The organism is Streptomyces globisporus C-1027 (assembly GCF_000261345.2).
Classification (GTDB): Bacteria; Actinomycetota; Actinomycetes; order Streptomycetales; family Streptomycetaceae; genus Streptomyces; species Streptomyces pakalii.
Map to the genome: position 1 here is coordinate 4,476,675 of NZ_CP013738.1, position 17,939 is coordinate 4,494,613.

Consider the following 17,939-nt stretch of genomic DNA (forward strand, 5'->3'; position numbering starts at 1 on the left):
GAACCGCCCGGCCCGGCGACACCTTTGGACCCGCCCCTCTCCACCTCTCCGTCCCCTCTCCGCCTGCTCCTCGCCCGGGTCCGTCCGCACCGGGGCGTCCTGATCCGGGCGGGCCTGCTCTCGCTCGCCGGGTCCGGGGCGGGGCTGGCGATGCCGCTGATGGCGAAGCACGCGGTGGACACGTTCGCCGACGGCCGTTCGCCCGTGGCCCCGCTCGTCGCACTGACCGCGCTGGTGCTGGCGGGAGCCTGCCTCTCCGCGTACGGGAGCTTTCTCATGTCCCGGACGGGAGAGGGAGTGGTCCTGCGCGCCCGCGACCAACTGGTGGGCCGCATCATGCGGTTGAAGGTCCCGGCGGTGGACCGGCTGACGCCCGGCGACCTCCAGTCACGGGTCACGAGCGACACGACCCTGCTCCGTACGGTGCTGTCGAGCGGGCTCGTCGAGTCGTTCAACAGCGTGCTGATGCTGCTGGGCACGATCGCCCTCATGGCGTACATGGACCTGACGCTGCTCGGTGTGACGCTGGTGGTGGTCGTCGGTATCGGGGCCGTGACCTCGCTGCTGATGCCGCGCATCCAGCGGGCGCAGCTCAAGGCGCAGGAGTCCGTGGGCGCGATGGGCGCGGCGCTGGACCGGGTGCTCCAGGCGTTCCGCACGGTCAAGGCGAGCGGGGCGGAGGAGCGGGAGACGGCGGCGGTCGCGGCGGCGGCGCGGCATGCGCACGACCGGGGCGTGACGGTGGCGATGTGGTCCTCGGTCACCGAGGTCACGATGACGATGTCGATCCAGCTGGCGTTCCTGGCGGTGCTGGGCGTCGGCGGCGCGCGGGCCGCCTCCGGCTCGCTGGAGATCTCCTCCCTGATCGCGTTCCTGCTCTACCTCTTCTACCTGATGGGACCGATCGCCGGTCTGGTCGAAGGCTGGACGGGCCTGCAGAGCGGGCTGGCGGCGGTGCGCCGGATCGACGAGGTGGAGTCGATGCCGGGCGAACCGGCGGAGGAATCCGGCGGGTTGACGAAGGGGGACGGCGGCCCGCTCGGGGTGACCTTCCAGGACGTGACCTTCGGGTACGGGGACGAGCGCGCCCCCGCCCACCAGGGCGTGACGTTCGACGTGCCGACGGGCGGGATGGTGGCGCTGGTGGGCCCGTCGGGAGCGGGCAAGTCGACGGTGTTCAGCCTGCTGGAACGCTTCTACGACCACGAGGCCGGCACGATCACCGTGGGCGGCCGGGACATCCGGGACTGGCCGCTGGCCGAGCTGCGGGGCTCGCTGGCGTACGTCGAACAGGACGCGCCGGTGCTCGCCGGGACGCTGCGGGAGAACCTCCTCTTCGCGGCCCCGGACGCGGACGAGGAGGAGCTGGCGGCGGCGGTGACCCGTACCCGGCTGGACGCCCTGGTCGAGCGGCTGCCCGAGGGCCTGGACACGGCGGTCGGGCACCGGGGCGTCACCCTCTCCGGCGGCGAACGCCAGCGCATTGCCATCGCCCGTGCCCTGCTGCGCCACCCCCGGCTGCTCCTCCTCGACGAGGTGACCTCGCAACTGGACGCGGTCAACGAGCAGGCGCTGCGCGATGTGATCCTCGAACTGGCCGAGCGGACCACGGTGCTGGTGATCGCGCACCGCCTGTCCACCGTCCGGCACGCGGACCGCATCGTGGTCCTGGAGGAGGGCCGGGTCCGCACGGCGGGCACGCACGAGGAGCTGATCGACGGGGACGAGCTGTACCGCGAGCTGGCGACGACGCAGCTGGCTGCGGACGGCGAAGGGGCGTAGGCGTACGGCCGGGGCGGCGGTCCGAACCTGATGCGGGCCCCGGCAGGCCCAGCGCCGGGGCCTGGGAGCTGTGGTCGACTGAGTGCCGAGGGTCTGTGACGACCGTCACCCTCGAATCTTCGTGGGTGGTGTCGACCGGATGGTCCGCGGCGGGCGTATACCCGGTGAAGCGAAAGATCCGGGAGCAGCTTTTGACCGTCGAGGAGTTCGAAGAGTTCTACGCCCAGGCGGTCGCACGTCTCACCGGCCAGTTGTACGTGATGACCGGCGACCTCCAGGAGGCGCAGGACGTCGTGCAGGAAGCGTTCGTCAAGGCGTGGGTCCGGCGGGGGCGGCTGGAGCGGGACGGGCAGCCCGAGTCGTGGATCCGTACGGTCGCCTGGCGGCTCGCGGTGAGCCGCTGGCGCTTCCGGCGGCGTTCGGCGGACGCGTGGGACCGGGGGAGCGGTGGGGCGGAGCACGTCGCGCCGCCTGATCCGGACCATGTGGTGCTGGTCGACGCGCTGCGGGAACTGCCCGCGCAGCAGCGGCGGACGCTGACCCTGCACTACCTGTGCGATCTCACGGTCGAGCAGATCGCCGGGGAGACCGGGCTTTCCACCAGCACGATCAAGACGCATCTGGTCCGTGGACGGGCGGCGCTCGCCCACCGTCTGCGGGACCCCCGCATCGAGGAGGCTCCTGATGTCTGAACCGCAGGACCCGAGGGAGCCGCAGGATCCGTTGCGGTCACTGTTCCGGGAGGCCGGGGAGTTCGGGCAGGCTCTGACCGCCCCGGACACCGCTTCGGGCATCACCCGGCGCGGCATGCGCGCGCAGCGGCGCCGGATGGCCGTGGTCGCGGTGGGGGTGTGCCTGGTCGTCGGCGGGGGCGGCGCGGTCGCGGTGGGTCTGCTGCCGGTGCGGCCGGAGCCAGTGGCCCCGGCCACGAGCCCGTCGCCCAGCTACCCGTCGCCCGCACCGTCGGAGGGCCTGCCCACGGAGCCGCCCTCCCCGCCGCCGTCGCCGAGCACCACGGTGCCGGGGAGCGCGGGGTCGGAGGGGCCGTCGGGCCGGACCACCGAGCCGGGCGGACCGCCCGCACCCACCCGGACGAGTACGAGCACGACGCCACCGACGGCATCGGTGACGACTGACGGGGGCGCGCCGGCGCCCTGACGCGGCCGCCACCCATCTCCTCCTCCCCTTCCCCCTCCCCTTCCGTGACCCGGCGGCTTCCCGGGCGATCCGGCGCGCCCCGACGTACCCGCGAGGCGTGCCCGAAAGGTGCCTGCGTTGTCCACGCTCTCCCCCGGACTGCGGCCTCCGCCTGTCCGTCCTGCGACGACCGCCGCCGCGCCCGAGCCCCGGGCGGCGCGGTTCCGCCTGAGCCCCGCCGATCGCGATGTCCTGTGGCTCTACCTCCTGACCCGCATATCCCTGGGGATCACGGCCCACTTGGCCCGCTGGCTGTTTCCCGCCCGGTCCGGCGTACGGGAGGCGGCCCCGGTCCTGGCGCCCTTCCAGCACTGGGACGCGAACCACTACCTCCACATAGCGCGCGACGGCTACTTCCCGGCGGGCGCGGGGCCGTGGACGAGCGGCTGGGACAACCGTGAGGCGTTCTTCCCCGGCTACCCCTTCCTGCTCCGTGCCGTGCACACGGTCGTACCGGACTGGACGGCGGCCGGGCTGCTCATCTCGTTGGTCGCGGGGGCCGTTGCCGTACTGGCCCTCGCCCGTATCGCCCGGGCGTATCTGCCGGAGGAGGGGGCGGGTCACCGTACGGTCGTCCTCTTCCTGCTCTCGCCCTGCGCGGTGTTCCTGGCGGCGGGTTACACGGAGGCGCTGTTCCTCGCGTTGGCCCTGCCCGCCTGGCTCGCGGCGATGAAGCACCGGTGGGCGCTCGCCGCTGTCCTGACGACGCTGGGCACGGCGGTGCGCGTCAGCGGCCTGTTCCTCGCGGCGGCGATCGGGCTGCTGTTCCTGCTGTCCGTCCGCGCGGGCGGGGGCTCACGGACCTGGCGGTCGGCGGGCTGGACGCTGCTGCCCGCGCTGCCCCCGGCCGCGTACAGCTGGTATCTGCACGCGCACACCGGCGACTGGATGGCCTGGAAGCACGCGCAGGAACGCGGTTGGTACCGCACGTTCCACACCCCGTGGGAGGCGTGGGCGAACACCTGGACCGGGGCGTTCGGCGGCACGCAGTCGACCGGCTACGCGTTCATGTTCCAGGCGGAGTTGGCGGCGATGCTGGTGGGTCTCGCCCTGGTGGCGCTGCTGGTACGCCGACGCCGCTGGCCGGAAGCGGTGTACGTGGCCCTGAGCCTGTGGGCGTTGGGAACCTCGTACTGGTACACGTCCGTCCCGCGCGCGACGCTGCTGTGGTGGCCGCTGTGGATCGGCCTGGCGGCGCTGAGCCTGCGTCGGCCGTGGTTCCGGACGGTGTACCTGTGCGTGGCGGCCCCGGTGACGACGCTCGTCGCGCTGACGTTTCTGACGGGGAGATGGGCGGGGTGAGGAGGCGGGCCGGCCGCGCCGGTGGCTGCTGCCGGACTACGGGTCAGAGCACGGCGAGCCGTTCCACCAGGAGATCCAGTCGCTGCTCGGCGCCCTCCGGCAGGAGCCGCCCCGCCCGGGTGAGGGTGGCCAGCCCGTGCAGGGCGGACCAGAAGAGCTCGGTGAACAGGGCCGGGTGGACGCCTTCCCCGGCGACCTCGCCGAGCGTCTCCAGCAGCGCGGCGAACGCGTCCTTCAGCGGCTCCGGGGTGTCCTCCTGCGCGAAGGCCAGGCCGCCGTCGAGCTGGAACAGGGCGTCGTAGACCGCCGGATTCCGCTCGGCGAACTCCAGGTAGGCGTGGGCGAGGGCGGCGACCCGGGCGCGTCGGCCGTCCGCGTCGGAGGCGGCGGCCCGCAGCGCCGCGGCCATCTCGGCGGCGCCTTCCAGGGCGACGGCGCCGATGATCTCGCGCTTGCCGCGGAAGTGGCTGTAGAGGACGGGCTGGCTGTATTCGATGCGCTCCGCGAGCCGGCGCGTGGTGACCGCGTCCCAGCCCTGCTGCTCGGCGAGTTCGCGAGCCGTCGCCACGATGAGGCGCTCGCGGCTCGCCCGTTCCCGTTCCTTGCGTTCCTGTACCGACATGTATCGATCCTAGCACCGCTAGACAATCGAGCGGCAGTAGTACTAGCGTTGCCCCATCATCTAGCGCCGCTAGATTTCAGAAGGGGTCATCATGCTCGACGCACTGGAGATCGTCACGACCGTGATCGTCGGACTGCTGGTGGGGGTGGAGTTCTCCGTCGCCTTCGTCATCAACCGGATCCTCGACGGGCTCCCCGACGACAGCGCACAGCTCGGCCGTAGCCACGGGGGCCGGATGCTGGGGGCGCTGATGCCGTTCTGGTACATCGGCTCGCTCGTCCTGAGCGCGATCTGGGCCGTGGCCGGATGGGGGGAGGGGGGTGTCGGTCTGGTCGTCGCCGCGGGTGGGCTGCTGCTCCTCAGTGTGGTCATGTCGCTCCTGCTGCTCGTCCCGATCAACAACCGGGGCAAGACGTGGACCCCGGAGAACCGGCCCGAGGACTGGAAGGAGCAGATGAACCGCTGGGACCGCTACCACTACGCCCGTGTGGCCGTCCTCATCGCCGCCTTCGCCTCGCTGGTGACGGCTCTCGCCTGACTCAGGGGGTGAGTGGGGAGGTCCGCGGGCGGGATGCCCCTCGCCTGTGCGGGCCCGCACACTCCCACTCCTCTGCCTCCCCTCGCCCCGTGCCGCCCAGCCGGTCCAACTCCAGCCCCGCAGGCGGCGGGAGCGGGCCGGTGGCGGGGCCGGCCCGGAACGACTCCAGCAGGTAGTCCACCAGTCGCCGGGACGCCGCGGCGGCTTCCGGGCCCGCTCCGTTCGCCACGCCGTTGTTGGCCAGGAGGGCCAGCACCACGTCCGAGACGTCGAAGTCCGGGCGCAGCGCGCCCGCCTCCTTCGCCCGCCGGACCAGCAGGGCCAGTCCCTCCTCCGCCCGGTCGCGCTCCCCGGCGTACGCCGTGTCGCCCGGGAACCGGGCCAGGAACGCGTGCGTGAATCCCCGGTCGGCGGCCTGCATCGCGCACACCTTCCGCAACACCGTGCAGAAGCCGCGCCACGGGTCCGGGTCCTTGAGAGCCTCGTCCAGCGCACCCGCGCATTCGGTGAGCTGCTCGGTGAACGCCTCGGTGATCAGTGAGGTACGGGTGGGGAAGCGGCGGTAGAGGGTGGCGACGCCGACGCCGGCCCGCCGCGCGATGGTGCTGATGGGTACGTCGATGCCGTGCAGCGCGTACGCCTCGCGGGCGGCCCGCAGGATTCGCTCCCGGTTCTCCCGGGCGTCCGCCCGCAGCGCCTCGGGGCCGGGGTCCGGGGTGACCGGGGGCGGGTTGTGAGAGGTCTGAGCAGGCATGTCTCTCACTTTAGGCTAAATGGAGGGGGTCGTCCGTTTACCCGCCTACCGTGGATCCGGGAGCAGCACTCACCCCGTATCGACAGGCAGACAGGACTCGCCACCGTGAACACCGTGAACGACATGCGCGCCGCGCTCTACGACAGCTACGGGCCGCCCGAGGTCCTCTACGAGGGCCGCGTCCCGGTGCCGGTCCGCAAGCCGGGCGAGGTGCTCGTCCGGGTTCATGCGGCGAGCGTCAACGGCGGGGAGCTGTACGGCCGCGCCGGGAAGGTCCGCCTGGTCACCGGCCGGCGCTTCCCGCAGCGGACCGGGCTCGACTTCGCCGGTGAGGTCGCCGAGGTGGACCCCTCGGTCACCGGGCTGCGGGCCGGCGACCGGGTGTGGGGCATCCTGGGGCGCTCCTTCGGCAGCGCGGCGGAGTACGTCTCGGTCCGGCCCCGCCAGATCGCGTACGCTCCCGAGAACGTCACCCTGACCGAGGCCGCCTCGCTGCCCGCCGGGGGCACCACTTCCCTCACCGCCCTGCGGGACAAGGCCGGACTCCGGGCGGGCGAGCGCCTGCTCGTCCGCGGGGCGTCCGGCGGCGTCGGCAGCGTCGCCGTCCAGCTCGGCAAGGCTCTCGGGGCCCACGTCACCGGCCTCGCGAGCGCGAAGAACTCCGACTTCGTCCGTGAGTTGGGCGCGGACGAGGTGCTGGATCACCGGACCACGCCCCTGGCCGAACTGGACCGCTACGACGTCATCATGGACACCGTCGGGACCGGACACCGCGTGCTGCGAACGCGGTTGGCCCCCGGCGGACGGCTGGTCTCCATCGCCTTCGACATCGACCATCCGGTCCGGAGCATCGGCTATCTGCTGGGTTCGGCCGTGCATGGTCGTCAGCGGGTCCGGTTCTTCAGCGGCAACCCGAAGCACGACCTGTTCGCCGAACTGACCGCCTACGTGGCCCGCGGTGACCTGCGGCCCGTCGTCGACACGGTCCATCCGCTGGCGGGTATCGCGGCCGCCCACCGCGCGTTGGAGGGCGGCGGGGTGCGGGGCAAGCATGTGATCCGGTTGGTGTGACCGCCGTGAGGGTGCGATGGACGAGCCGGCAGCCCCGGCCGACGGAGCCGGCCGTCCTGACGACGACCGGCGCGAGAGAGTTCCGTTCAGCTTCGGCGGATCCGGTGGGCCTCGGCGACCAGTCCCGGAGGAAGCCGCGGCCCCGCGCACGCGTAGTCGATCAGCAGATTCCGGTAGGCGGTGTCGGCGAGCTCGGGTGCCAGGGTGGTCAGGTCCTTCAGGTCGTCGGCCGAGCCGGCCAGGCGGGTCCGGTAGGCGGCGCTCGCCGCGCGCAGGGTCACTTCGTGAGGTGCGTGGTCCAGGCCCTGCCGGACGAGGCTCGCGGCTGCGGCGAAGTCGCCCTGCTCGGCACGCACATCCGCCAGGTCCAGATAGAGGGACCAGTTGGCAGGCTCCAGCAGCAGGGCGCCTTCGAAGGCCGCGGCAGCCTGGTCCAGGTCGCCCATCACGCGCCAGGTGGCCGCTCGCGCGAGGGCCGTCCACATGACCCGGTCGACGGCGTCGGCGCGGTCGCACAGAGCGAAGGCCAGTTCGTACCGGCCGCAGGCCCGGGGCAGCCGGGCCATGGCGGCCAGCGATTCCGGCACCGGGTCCCGTTCGGACACCACGTCGAGGGCGTGGAACCAGGGCGCGAACCGCTCCCGCATCGCGTCGGTGTCCCGGTCGTGGCCGTAGTCCAACGTCCGCAGACACGCCTCGGCCAGCGCCGCAGCACTCACCGCGCCGAGAAACCGCGCATCGCCGAACCAGGGTGCGGCACCCCACGCGACGTCGGGCCGCACACCCGTGACCGAACCGAGGGCCATCACCGCGTCGTCCATGTCCCCTTCGAGGAACAGGAAGTACGCCTGCGCCAGCACAGCACTCAAGGAGCCGTCCTCTGCGAGGCTCTCCTTCAGACCGTCCGAACGTCGGTCCTGCCACAGCTCCGCGAGGGCCGCATAGGGCTCCGGAGCCGCCGGTGCGGAGGCTATCGCCCCCACCAGAAGCTCCACGGCGCCCACCGGGTTTCCGCCGCAGTGCGCCATCACACCGGCGAGACCGACTCCCGCCGCAACTGACTGATTCGACATCCTCGGACCCTACCTATGGCCAAAGTCCTGGAGACCTCCGCGTGGGTGGCGATGTCCCTACCAGGGTGAGCGGGAGTCGCGGAGTTTCTCCGGGGTCTGCTCCGGCAGAGCATCCCCTTGGTCGGTGCGCAGGAGCATGCCCGGGTCGGGGAGGAAGTCCTCATTGGGCGGGGCCGGCTGGTGGAAGCGCTCGGTGTGCGGAATGGCGAATTCCACCAGCCGGCCCTCCTGGAACATCCAGAGCCCGAAGCAGTCGTCGTCCTGGTCGCGCAGCAGAACCTGCACCGTGTGCGGATGCGGCCACGGCAGCGACTCCAGGTGCTTGAGCAGCCCCGTACGAGCATGCACTTTGTCGAGCTCCAGGGCCCACCCGAACTCCCAGCCCCAGTGCCCCGCGATCGGGACGAAGCGGCCTCGCCAGGTGCGTTCCGGGTCGTCCTCGGTCAGCGGTTTCATCACGTCGTCCGCCCAGCGGGCGAGCACGATGACCTCGGCGTCTCTACTCATACGGAAGTATCACCGCGTCCGCCTGATTCACCGCAATCACATTTCTCGGCCCGTCACTCGTCGGACCGCCCCTCAGACGGGTTTGAGGAGGTCGCGGAGGTTGGCCATGTGGGCTTTGACGGCGGTGATCTGGGTGGGGTCGGGTGAGGGCGGGCCGTCTGCGGAGTGGGCGGTGTGGCAGGGGCGGCAGAGGCCGTCGGGGAGGGCTTCGGGTGGGCCGGGGCGGCCGCAGTCGGTGCATTCGACGAGGAGGCGTCGGGTGGGGGGCTGGGGTGTTGGCTGGGGTGCTTGCGGCGGCCGGCAGGCGTGGGGGCAGTTTGTCGATGAGGCGGCGACGGATCAGGCCGGCGAGCTTTCGCGCTAGATGCGCGAGTTGCGCAGCGACTGCCACACCGCGCCGGTGAGCGCCCGGGTCGCCTGCGGGATCGACAGGTCCTCGTGATCGCGGTACAGGGACCAGTTGTACTTGACCAGGGACATTTTGTTGGAGGACAACGATCCCGCCTGACCGCTCCGGTACACCGCGAGCGGCTCAGCCAGGCCGCGGGCGTCCTTACCGTCCCGCATGATCGAGAGCCACAGCGCGTAGTCCTGACGCTTGCGCATTTCCGGCATGAGCCTGGTGCCCAGCACGTTTCGGTCGTACATGGCCGTCAAGGCGCCGATGTAGTCCCGGCGCAGCATCGCGCGGTAGTCCAGGTGCTCTCGCGCACGGATGACCCGCCCGTTGGGGACCCAGTCGGTGCTTTCGCCGTCGTGGTTGGCGTCCATCTTGAAGTAGCTGGTGAACGTCAGTGGCGCATCGCCCTCGGCGGCGAAGGCGAGCTGTTTCTCCATCTTCTCCGGCAGCCACATGTCATCGGAGTCGAGAAACGCCACGTAGTCACCGCGTGCTCGCGCGATCGCGAGATTGCGGGCCCGGCCGGCACCACCACGCTCAGGCGCCGACTCCGGCAGGACGCGCTCATCCTGGGCGGCGAACTCGCGGAGCAGGTCCATCGAGCCGTCGGTGGACTGATCGTCGGTGACCAATAACTCCACGTCGCCGTGCGTCTGCGTGAGCACCGATCGGACGGCCGTGCCGAGGGTGACGACCGAGTTGTAGACAGGCATCACGACGGACACCAAGGGCACAGCGCATCTCCTCGCCGGATCAGGAATGACGGTCCATTCAAGCACCGCAACCGAGTGGGCTGACATACAGGAAGTCGTCGCCGGTCAGGTATAGGCAGACCCCCGCCTCCTTCGCCGGTGGCGCATCGGGCGGCATCGGGCAGAATCAGGGCGATATGCCTGGCTCGGCAGGTGATGGCTCAGGCGCCGGGGCCTCAGACGATCCGCGGGATGACCTCGTCGCGCTTCGTCGACCAGTTCGTGACGATCGGCTTGTCCACCGTGGGGGCGTCGGGCAGCTCGACCTCGGCGGGGTTCGGGTCATCCTCGGAGGTGGCGATGATGACGTTCTCGAACTGCTTACCGCCGTCGCCCTCGGTGGTCTTGACGTTGATCCCGGCGTACGCGACCGAGGAACCCGAGAGCTTGATCGGGTCCTCGCCGCCCTGCCCGACGGGCGAGGCCACGCCGTCGGAGCCCGAACCGAAGGAGACGCTGGGGGTGTTGACGTCCAGGTAGCAGGTGATGCCGGACTTCGCCTTGGCGGTGACGAGGTAATGGCTGATCGGCTGGGCCTCCCACGTGACCGTGAAGTCCAGGTCGTTGGCGCCGCAGGACTGGCCGTACCCGCTCTTGTCGCCGCTCGCGGAGTCGCCCTTGTCGCCGGCCGGGGCCTCGGTTTTGCCCTTGCCGTCGCTGCTCTCCCTGCTCTCCGTTCCCTCGGTGGAGGCGGAGGCGGACGAGGAGGTCGAGGCCGAAGGGGCCGCAGCCCCCGTCTCCGACGGGTCCTCGGGGCCGCAGGCCGTGGTGGCGGCGATGGCTGTCACGACGGCGGCGGCCAGGACGAGACGAGCGGAACGGGTGGCGAGACGCGAGCGCATCATGAACTCCAACGGCGGTCGACTGCGTTGCTCTGTGCTGACATCGACGACGTTGGGGGCGGCTCCATCCTGAAATGATCCTGCGTATGTCCAGGTTCTGTTTCAGCGAATCCGTTCCATGAAAGAGGTGTTGAATTGCGGCGGATTCTCCGTGGGATGCGTGACCGGATCCCGCTGCGACCTGCGCGTCTCTGTTCCTCCTTCTCTTGGATGTGGAGCAGTTGAAGGGGAGTTGAGGCCTTCGGTGCGCCACCTGCGGCGGACGAGCTGAACCGCGGAACCCCGCACCAGGAAACGGGATGGCTTCGCTTCTGGGCCGGGTGCGAGGATCGCATGATGAGCAATCCTCGCTGCGAGCTGCTGCGCTGGCAGTTCGACATGACCTGGTCTCTGTTCGACTACCACCTGGAGCGGCTCGCGCCCGATGACTTCCTGTGGGAGCCCGCTGATCCGTCGTGGACCGTGCGTCCGGACTCCGCCGGGAACTGGCTGCCGGACTGGGGCGACACCGAGCCCGACCCCGTTCCCGTTCCCACCATCGGCTGGGTGAGCTGGCACATCGGCTGGTGGTGGGGTACTGCCATCGACCACGTACGAGGGCGGACGCCCGGGAGCGTACCGACGTCACGTGGCCGGGCAGCGGGCCGGCGGCTGTCACCTGGCTTCAGGAGCTACGGACCCAGTGGCTGGCTGTCCTCGACGAACTCACCGACGCCGATCTTGACGCCGTCTCCACGCTGCCGTGGCAGACCCCGCCGGACAACACCGTCGGGCACACGGTCGCCTGGCTGAACGCCGAGCTGATGAAGAACGCCGCCGAGATCGGGCAACTGCGCCTGATCCGGGCGGCATCGAAGCACTAGGGCATCCGTTCCGCCGGCTGTCCCGGTCACCGTCCTCGTGATCGGTGGCCGCTCCCGCGACTCCACTCGTGCGCCGCCACCACCAGGCACACCGCCACCAGGACCACGTTCTTGACGACGTACTGCCCCTCCATGGTCGGCGCGGGCGAGTGGGGCTGCCACATCGCGTCCGGGAGGAGGAAGAGCGTCGAGAACACGCCGCCCATGTGGAGGAAGAACGCGACGAGGGCGGGGCGCAGCAGGCGGCGGCCGGCGATCAGGCCGATGCCGATGGCTGTTTCGAGCGCCGCGAGGGAGAGCAGAAGGACGGTCTCCGGGACGAGGCCCAGCGTCATCTTCGTGGCCGCGTCCACGGCCAGCTGCTCGGCCGGGCTGGCCGACGGGAACAGCTTCAGGACGCCGAAACCGACGAAGACGATGCCGACCGTCGCCCTCAGCAGGGTGAGGGCGTGGACGTCCACCAGCTCGGCGAGGCGTCGAAGGAATCGGAAGCCGGGAGGGCGGTGGGTCCGGTCCAGCTCTCGTTTCCCCACGAGGGATTCAGGGTTTCCGCTGGTCGGGGGCAGGCTCGGCTCTACGGTGTGGCTGCTCATGTGCGATCTCCCGTGATGTCTGTGGGGGTGGGAAAACGTGCATGGGTGGACCCGCGCGGCTCGTCGGGCACCTGGGGCGAAGGGGGATTCGTGGATGGTGCGGGGCGGTGCGCGCCTGGAGGTGGGGGCGGGGAGCGAGAGCGGGGCCGTACGTGATCGACGTGGCCGGATTGCCTTCGCTGCTTGGTCTAGACCATACGGACGAGGGTCGGGAGGTCGTCAAGGGGCGCGTCCCGCAGCCCCCGCCGCAACGGGTGCATTCGCGCCATGTTGCATCCTTGGATGCAAGCGGTTGCTCGCACGGTCGCCGTGCGGGGGCGGGGTGCGACCTCCGCCAGGTCCGGCGTGGTCCACCCTCGGCTCACCGGGGCCGATGGGCTTCTCGGCCGCCCCGGCGCCCCACCGCTCACCGCGGCAGCCCCTCGTCCCACCCCCGCGCACCCCCGATCTTCCATCCGGCCGAAAGCCACCCGCCCGAATCCTGGAGGAATCAGGCGTCGGGCGCCCGGCTGAGTCCTCGTGAATCAGCCGCCGGGAACGCCGAAGGGCCCCGGAGCGAGCGCGCACGCCCCGGGGCCCTTCCGTGAGTTGGGGCTCAGGCCCGCTCCAGGCCTCCCCGCCCGATCACCTCCGCGTACCACCGCGCGCTGTCCTTCACCGTCCGCCGCTGCGACGCGAAGTCCACGTGCACGATGCCGAACCGCTTGCTGTACCCGTACGCCCACTCGAAGTTGTCCAGCAGCGACCAGAGGAAGTAGCCGCGTACGTCGACCCCGTCCTCGATCGCCCGGTGGACGGCCTCCAAGTGCCCGTCCAGGTACGCCACCCGCTCCGGGTCGTGGACCTCGCCCTCCGGGTCCGCGTAGTCGTCGTACGCCGCCCCGTTCTCCGTCACCAGCACCGGCACGGACGGTAGTTCGTCGCGCAGGCGGGTCAGCAGTTCGTACAGGCCGTCCGCGTCCACCGGCCAGTCCATCGCCGTGCGCGGGCCCGCCGCCGGGGTGAAGGCCACATGCTGCTCCGCGCCCGCCCAGGGGGACGGGGACTCCGAGGTGCCCGCCGAAACCACGCTCGGGGAGTAGTAGTTGATGCCCAGCGAGTCGATCGGTGCCGAGGTGACCTCCAGGTCGCCGTCCTTCACGAACGACCAGTCCGTCACCGCCGCCGTGTCCGCCACCAGGTCCTCCGGCAGCCTCCCGTGGAACACCGGGTCCAGGAAGATCCGGTTCGCCACCGCGTCGATCCGGCGCACCGCGTCCCGGTCGGCCTCGGTATCGCTCAGGGGGCGCAGGGCGTGGAGGTTCAGGGTGAGGGAGATCTCCGCCGTCTCCGGCAGGCGGTCACGCAGAACCCTCGCGCCCGCGCCGTGCGCCAGGTTCAGGTGGTGCGCCGCCCGCAGGGCCGCCAGGTCGCTGGTACGGCCCGGGGCGTGGACCCCGCTCCCGTACCCGAGAAACGCCGCGCACCAAGGCTCGTTGAGCGTCGTCCACGTCGACACCCGGTCGCCCAGCGCCCCCGCCACCAGGCCCGCGTACTCCGCGAACCGGTGCGCCGTGTCCCGCTCCGGCCAGCCGCCCGCGTCCTCCAGCTCCTGCGGCAGGTCCCAGTGGTAGAGCGTCGCCACCGGTCTGATCCCGGCCCCCAGCAGCTCGTCCACCAGGCGGCGGTAGAAGTCCAGGCCGCGCTCCACCGCCGGGCCCCGGCCCGTCGGCTGGACCCTGGGCCAGGAGACCGAGAACCGGTAGTCCGTGACGCCCAGGTCCTTCATCAGGCGTACGTCGTCCGGCATCCGGTGCAGATGGTCGGCGGCGATGTCACCGGTGTCGCCGTTGCGCACCTTGCCGGGCGTCCGGCTGAAGGTGTCCCAGATGGACGGCGTACGGCCGTCCTCGGCGGCCCCGCCCTCGATCTGGTACGCGGCGGTCGCCGTGCCCCACCGGAAACCGGTCGGGAAGCGGAGCACCGTACCGGTCTCGGGTCGGGCGGCCGGGGCGGTCGCCGGGCGGGCTTCATCGACAGCGGTCATGAGACGGACACTCCAGGGTGAGGGGGGACAAGAAAGAGAAGAGGGGCGGGCGGTCCGGTCAGCCCTTCACCGCGCCCTGCATGATGCCGCCGACGATCTGCCGGCCCAGCAGGCCGAACACCAGCAGCACCGGCAGCGTGCCGAGCAGCGTGCCGGCCATGATCACCGACTGGTCGTTGACGTAACCGCCGCCGAGCTGGCGCAGCGCGACCTGCACGGTCGGCTCCTGCGAGGACAGCGCGATGATCGGCCAGAAGAAGTCGTTCCACGCCGTCATGAACGTGAGCATCCCGAGCACCGCCATCCCCGGCCGCGCGATCGGGATCACGATCGACCAGAAGATGCGCGCGGTGGACGCGCCGTCGACCCGGGCCGCCTCGATCAGCTCGTCCGGCAGCGACTGCACCAGGTACTGGCGCATGAAGAAGACACCGAAGGCCGAGACCAGGCCCGGCAGGATGACCGCCTGGAGCTGGTTCACCCACTGGAGCTCGGCGATCAGCATGAAGAGCGGGATCACACCGAGCTGCGGCGGGATCATCATCGTGCCGATCGTCAGCGTCAGCAGGGCGCCCCGGCCCTTGAACTTCAGCTTGGCGAAGGCGAACCCGGCCAGCGTGCAGCACAGGACCGTGCCGATCGTGATCGAACCCGACACGATCAGCGAGTTCAGCAGCGCCTTGCCGATGTCCGCCTCTTCGAGGACCTGCTCGAAGTTCTTGATCAGGTTCGGGCCCGGCAGCAGGCTCGGCGGCACCTTCGCCATGTCCGCGTTGGACCGGCTGGCCGCGACGATCGTCCAGTAGAACGGGAACGCCGAGATGAGGAGGGCGAAGCCGAGGATCAGGTAGGAGAGCCAGCCGCCCTTCATCGTGCGGCCCGCGCCTCCCTTGCCGATGCGCCTGCCCGATGGCGGGGTCTGCGGCGGGTCGCCCTTCTCGGGCGCGGTCGGCGGTGCGGCGAGCGCGGTCATCGGCCGGCCTCCTTGCGTGCGCGGCGGCGCGCGATCAGGGCGTTGACCCCGACGAGCACCACGATGAGGACGAACATCACCCAGGCGATGGCCGCGGCCCGGCCCAGGTGGAAGAAGCCCCAGCCCTGCTCGTACATGTACAGGCCGAGCGTCTGGTACTGGTGCGAGATACCGCCCGAGATCGACCCCTCGAACAGCAGCGGCTCACCGAAGAGTTGGGTCGCACCGATGGTCGAGATGATGACGGTGAAGACGATCGTGGGGCGCAGACCGGGGAGCGTGACGTGGATGAACTGCCGCCAGCGCGACGCCCCGTCCATCTCCGCCGCCTCGTACAGCTCGTGCGGGATCGACTGCATGCCCGCCAGATAGATCAGGGCGTTGTAGCCGGTCCACCGCCAGACGACGATCGACGACACCGCGATCTGGGACGCCACCGTGCCGGTCTGCCAGTCCACCGGGTCGAAGCCGACCAGACCGATCACGTAGTTGATCAGCCCGAAGTCCTTGCCGAAGAGCTGCGCGAAGACGAGCGTCGCCGCGGCCACGGACGTCGCGTACGGGAGCAGGATCGCCGTCCGGATGAAGGTCCGTCCGCGCAGCTTGTAGTTGAGCAGGTGCGCGAGGCCCAGCGCCATAGCGAGCTGCGGGACCGTGGACAGCACGCCGATGGTGAACGTGTTGCGCAGCGACGTCCAGAAGTACTCGTCGGTGAACAGCGCCGTGTAGTTGGCGATGCCCCGCCACTCCATCTCGCCGCTCGTCTGGAGCTCGACCCGGTAGAGCGAGACGAACGCGGTGTAGAGGAGCGGGAAGAGGCCGAAGGCCAGGAAGAGCGTGAAGAACGGGGCGATGTAGGCGTACGGGGAGGCCTTGCGCCAGGTGCGCCGGAGCGCGGCGGCCCGGCCGTCGTCGGGGCCGGGCCCGGTTCCGGCGGGGCTGCGGGGCCCGGCCTTCGCGGTGGCGGTGAGGGACACGGTGCGGCCCTTCGGGATCGGGGGCGGAGATACGAGGTACGGGGAGGGGTACGGGGGCGGGGCCGGGCCACCGTGGTGCGTACCGGTGGACCGGCCCCAGGCAGGAAGGGGGGGAGGAGCGGGACCGTGCGGACCGGCGGGTCAGCCGGTTACGTGGTCCACGCCGGATCGTGCGGACCGGCGGGTCAGCCGATCACGTTGTCCACGCCCTTCTTCGCCGTCCCCCACGCCTTGTCCGACGACGTCCCCTTGCGCTCGACCTCGCTCAGCGCGTTCGTGATCTGCTGCATCACGTTCTGGTCGTGCACACCCAGCACCTGGACCGGGGACTCCTTCGCCGCGTCACCGAAGATCTGGCCGATCGGGGCTCCCGAGAAGTACTCGTCCTTCGCGCCCGCGATCGTCTCGATGGCGCCCGTCGAGGACGGGAAGTTGCCCTGCTTCTGGAAGACCTTCGCCTGCTGCTCGGGGGCGGTCAGCCACTCGATCAGCTTGTACGCCTCCTCCTTGTGCTTGGCCGCACGCGGGATGGAGAGGTACGAGCCGCCCCAGTTGCCCGCGCCGCCGGGCAGCTTGGCGATGTCCCACTTGCCCTGGCCGCCGTCACCGGCCTGGCCCTTGATGTAGCCGAGCATCCAGGCCGGGCAGGGGATGGTGGCGAAGGAACCGGCCGCGAACGCCTGGTTCCACTGCGGGGACCACTGGTCGAGCTTGGCGCTCAGGCCCGCCTCGGCCGCCTCCACGGAGGTGTCCCAGGCTTCCTTGACCGCCGGGTTCTTGTCGTAGATCAGCTCGCCGGAGGCGTCGTAGTAACGCTCCTTCTCCTGGCCGATCATGATCCCGTAGAGCGAGCCGACGCTGTCCAGCCAGGCGCTCTTGGCGGGGGCCTTCTTCTTGTACTCCTTGCCCAGCTCCAGGTAGCCGTCCCACGTGGCCCACTTCTTCGCGAGCTCCTCGCGGTCCGTGGGCAGCCCGGCCTCCTTGAAGAGGTCCGTGCGGTAGCACATCGCCTCGGGGCCGACGTCCGTGCCGAGGCCGAGGATCTTGCCGTCCTTGGTGGTCGCCGCCGACCACTTGGCCTCGGCGAACTCGCCCTTGAGCTTGTCGGCCCCGAACTCCTTCAGGTCCTGGAACTTGTCGGACTGCTGCTGGGTGACCGAAGCGATCCGGCCCACCTCCACGCCCTGCACGTCCGCCAGGCCGCCGCCGCCCGCGAGCCGGGTCTGGAGCGACTTCCAGTAGTCCGCCTCGTCCTGGGTGTCGCTCTGCTTGATCGTGATGTTCGGGTTGAGCTTCTGGTACTCCTCGTAGAGCCCGGCCTCCTTGAAGCCGAAGGACCCGAAGAGGTCCACGTTGAGCGTGACCTTCCCGCCCGCGCTGTCGGAGGAGTCCGACGAGTCGCTGGATCCACAGGCGGCGAGGAGGGCCCCGGCGAGGACGACCGCGCCGAGGCGGGCGGTGGCTCTCTTGGCGGCTCGGGCGATGGGCATGGGAAGCCTCCCTTGGCTTCGGGATGAACCGAGCGCCTTGAGAGCGCTCTCAAAACCTGCGTCTGGAGCGTCTCCCACCGTCCCCGCCCCGTCAAGACTCGAACGCATAACAGCTTGGGGTTACACCGGACCGCCTTCCAACTGCCGCCCGTGTGCATTCTCTTGACACTCACGTTT

General features: G+C 70.7%; 17 protein-coding genes and 2 pseudogenes. 7 read left to right on the forward strand and 12 right to left on the reverse strand.

From position 1 onward, the window contains the following. The first annotated feature begins 24 nt into the window (after window positions 1–24). The 4 genes from WQO_RS19585 (at window position 25) to WQO_RS19600 (ending at window position 4,281) form a co-directional block, all read left to right on the forward strand. Window positions 25–1,782, forward strand: coding sequence for an ABC transporter ATP-binding protein (locus WQO_RS19585; RefSeq protein ID WP_010056000.1), 1,758 nt, complete (start codon window positions 25–27; stop codon window positions 1,780–1,782). Between the two features lie 191 nt (window positions 1,783–1,973). After that, the gene (locus WQO_RS19590) at window positions 1,974–2,474 is read left to right on the forward strand and encodes a SigE family RNA polymerase sigma factor (protein ID WP_010055998.1); all 501 of its coding nucleotides are present in this window, start codon (window positions 1,974–1,976) and stop codon (window positions 2,472–2,474) included. After that, window positions 2,467–2,940 carry a hypothetical protein gene (locus WQO_RS19595; protein WP_010055997.1) on the forward strand — a complete coding sequence of 158 codons (474 nt, stop codon included), beginning with the start codon at window positions 2,467–2,469 and terminating at the stop codon, window positions 2,938–2,940. Before WQO_RS19590 ends, WQO_RS19595 begins: the two co-directional genes overlap by 8 nt. A 117-nt stretch (window positions 2,941–3,057) precedes the next feature. Further along, window positions 3,058–4,281: a mannosyltransferase family protein gene (locus tag WQO_RS19600; protein ID WP_010055996.1), complete on the forward strand. Its 1,224-nt coding sequence runs from the start codon at window positions 3,058–3,060 to the stop codon at window positions 4,279–4,281. Between the two features lie 43 nt (window positions 4,282–4,324). Here WQO_RS19600 and WQO_RS19605 read toward each other — a convergent pair whose 3' ends face one another. Further along, window positions 4,325–4,903 carry a TetR/AcrR family transcriptional regulator gene (locus tag WQO_RS19605; protein WP_010055995.1) on the reverse strand — a complete coding sequence of 193 codons (579 nt, stop codon included), beginning with the start codon at window positions 4,901–4,903 and terminating at the stop codon, window positions 4,325–4,327. A gap of 91 nt (window positions 4,904–4,994) precedes the next feature. On the opposite strand from WQO_RS19605, the gene WQO_RS19610 reads away from it, so the two are divergent. After that, window positions 4,995–5,441: an anthrone oxygenase family protein gene (locus WQO_RS19610; protein WP_010055994.1), complete on the forward strand. Its 447-nt coding sequence runs from the start codon at window positions 4,995–4,997 to the stop codon at window positions 5,439–5,441. A 1-nt stretch (window position 5,442) separates the two neighbouring features. Here WQO_RS19610 and WQO_RS19615 read toward each other — a convergent pair whose 3' ends face one another. Next, window positions 5,443–6,195 carry a TetR/AcrR family transcriptional regulator gene (locus tag WQO_RS19615; RefSeq protein ID WP_010055993.1) on the reverse strand — a complete coding sequence of 251 codons (753 nt, stop codon included), beginning with the start codon at window positions 6,193–6,195 and terminating at the stop codon, window positions 5,443–5,445. 114 nt (window positions 6,196–6,309) lie between these two features. Between WQO_RS19615 and WQO_RS19620 the strand changes: the two genes are divergently transcribed. Further along, window positions 6,310–7,266, forward strand: coding sequence for an NAD(P)-dependent alcohol dehydrogenase (locus tag WQO_RS19620; RefSeq protein WP_029181839.1), 957 nt, complete (start codon window positions 6,310–6,312; stop codon window positions 7,264–7,266). An 86-nt stretch (window positions 7,267–7,352) separates the two neighbouring features. Here the strand turns inward: WQO_RS19620 and WQO_RS19625 are convergent, their stop codons facing one another. The 5 genes and pseudogenes from WQO_RS19625 to WQO_RS19645 form a co-directional block, all read right to left on the reverse strand. Further along, on the reverse strand, window positions 7,353–8,339 hold the full coding sequence (locus WQO_RS19625; RefSeq protein ID WP_029181838.1) for a tetratricopeptide repeat protein: 987 nt from the start codon (window positions 8,337–8,339) through the stop codon (window positions 7,353–7,355). 57 nt (window positions 8,340–8,396) lie between these two features. After that, complete coding sequence (locus tag WQO_RS19630; RefSeq protein ID WP_010055988.1) at window positions 8,397–8,846, reverse strand: hypothetical protein; 450 nt, start codon at window positions 8,844–8,846, stop codon at window positions 8,397–8,399. Window positions 8,847–8,918: 72 nt separating this feature from the next. Beyond that, a pseudogene (locus WQO_RS36880) lies at window positions 8,919–9,195 on the reverse strand (MarR family transcriptional regulator); the annotation flags it as partial. Window positions 9,196–9,206: 11 nt separating this feature from the next. Further along, window positions 9,207–9,980: a glycosyltransferase family 2 protein gene (locus WQO_RS19640; protein WP_010055986.1), complete on the reverse strand. Its 774-nt coding sequence runs from the start codon at window positions 9,978–9,980 to the stop codon at window positions 9,207–9,209. Between the two features lie 194 nt (window positions 9,981–10,174). Continuing rightward, window positions 10,175–10,840 carry a DUF4232 domain-containing protein gene (locus WQO_RS19645; protein WP_029181837.1) on the reverse strand — a complete coding sequence of 222 codons (666 nt, stop codon included), beginning with the start codon at window positions 10,838–10,840 and terminating at the stop codon, window positions 10,175–10,177. A gap of 336 nt (window positions 10,841–11,176) precedes the next feature. On the opposite strand from WQO_RS19645, the pseudogene WQO_RS19650 reads away from it, so the two are divergent. Then, window positions 11,177–11,703: pseudogene (locus tag WQO_RS19650) on the forward strand (DinB family protein). 26 nt (window positions 11,704–11,729) lie between these two features. Here the strand turns inward: WQO_RS19650 and WQO_RS19655 are convergent. The 5 genes from WQO_RS19655 to WQO_RS19675 all read right to left on the reverse strand — a co-directional run bounded on the left by WQO_RS19655 (window position 11,730) and on the right by WQO_RS19675 (window position 17,762). Continuing rightward, window positions 11,730–12,296 (reverse strand): DUF417 family protein, encoded by a 567-nt coding sequence (locus WQO_RS19655; protein WP_029181836.1) that lies wholly within the window; start codon window positions 12,294–12,296, stop codon window positions 11,730–11,732. A gap of 595 nt (window positions 12,297–12,891) precedes the next feature. Then, a complete protein-coding gene (locus WQO_RS19660; protein WP_010055982.1) occupies window positions 12,892–14,322 on the reverse strand; it encodes a GH1 family beta-glucosidase in 1,431 nt (476 codons plus the stop codon). A 58-nt stretch (window positions 14,323–14,380) separates the two neighbouring features. Continuing rightward, window positions 14,381–15,295 carry a carbohydrate ABC transporter permease gene (locus WQO_RS19665; protein WP_010055981.1) on the reverse strand — a complete coding sequence of 305 codons (915 nt, stop codon included), beginning with the start codon at window positions 15,293–15,295 and terminating at the stop codon, window positions 14,381–14,383. Then, window positions 15,292–16,272 carry a carbohydrate ABC transporter permease gene (locus WQO_RS19670; RefSeq protein ID WP_010055980.1) on the reverse strand — a complete coding sequence of 327 codons (981 nt, stop codon included), beginning with the start codon at window positions 16,270–16,272 and terminating at the stop codon, window positions 15,292–15,294. The genes WQO_RS19665 and WQO_RS19670 overlap by 4 nt, the downstream gene beginning before the upstream one ends. A gap of 185 nt (window positions 16,273–16,457) precedes the next feature. Further along, a complete protein-coding gene (locus WQO_RS19675; RefSeq protein WP_010055979.1) occupies window positions 16,458–17,762 on the reverse strand; it encodes an ABC transporter substrate-binding protein in 1,305 nt (434 codons plus the stop codon). Window positions 17,763–17,939 lie beyond the last annotated feature (177 nt).

Bases quoted from the DNA above. Each gene is read 5' to 3' on its own strand.
- WQO_RS19615 (WP_010055993.1), bottom strand. From the start codon at position 6,195: ATGCCTGCTCAGACCTCTCACAACCCGCCCCCGGTCACCCCGGACCCC.
- WQO_RS19675 (WP_010055979.1), bottom strand. From the start codon at position 17,762: ATGCCCATCGCCCGAGCCGCCAAGAGAGCCACCGCCCGCCTCGGCGCG.
- WQO_RS19645 (WP_029181837.1), bottom strand. From the start codon at position 10,840: ATGCGCTCGCGTCTCGCCACCCGTTCCGCTCGTCTCGTCCTGGCCGCC.
- WQO_RS19630 (WP_010055988.1), bottom strand. From the start codon at position 8,846: ATGAGTAGAGACGCCGAGGTCATCGTGCTCGCCCGCTGGGCGGACGAC.
- WQO_RS19625 (WP_029181838.1), bottom strand. From the start codon at position 8,339: ATGTCGAATCAGTCAGTTGCGGCGGGAGTCGGTCTCGCCGGTGTGATG.
- WQO_RS19605 (WP_010055995.1), bottom strand. From the start codon at position 4,903: ATGTCGGTACAGGAACGCAAGGAACGGGAACGGGCGAGCCGCGAGCGC.
- WQO_RS19660 (WP_010055982.1), bottom strand. From the start codon at position 14,322: ATGACCGCTGTCGATGAAGCCCGCCCGGCGACCGCCCCGGCCGCCCGA.
- WQO_RS19595 (WP_010055997.1), top strand. From the start codon at position 2,467: ATGTCTGAACCGCAGGACCCGAGGGAGCCGCAGGATCCGTTGCGGTCA.
- WQO_RS19655 (WP_029181836.1), bottom strand. From the start codon at position 12,296: ATGAGCAGCCACACCGTAGAGCCGAGCCTGCCCCCGACCAGCGGAAAC.
- WQO_RS19610 (WP_010055994.1), top strand. From the start codon at position 4,995: ATGCTCGACGCACTGGAGATCGTCACGACCGTGATCGTCGGACTGCTG.
- WQO_RS19665 (WP_010055981.1), bottom strand. From the start codon at position 15,295: ATGACCGCGCTCGCCGCACCGCCGACCGCGCCCGAGAAGGGCGACCCG.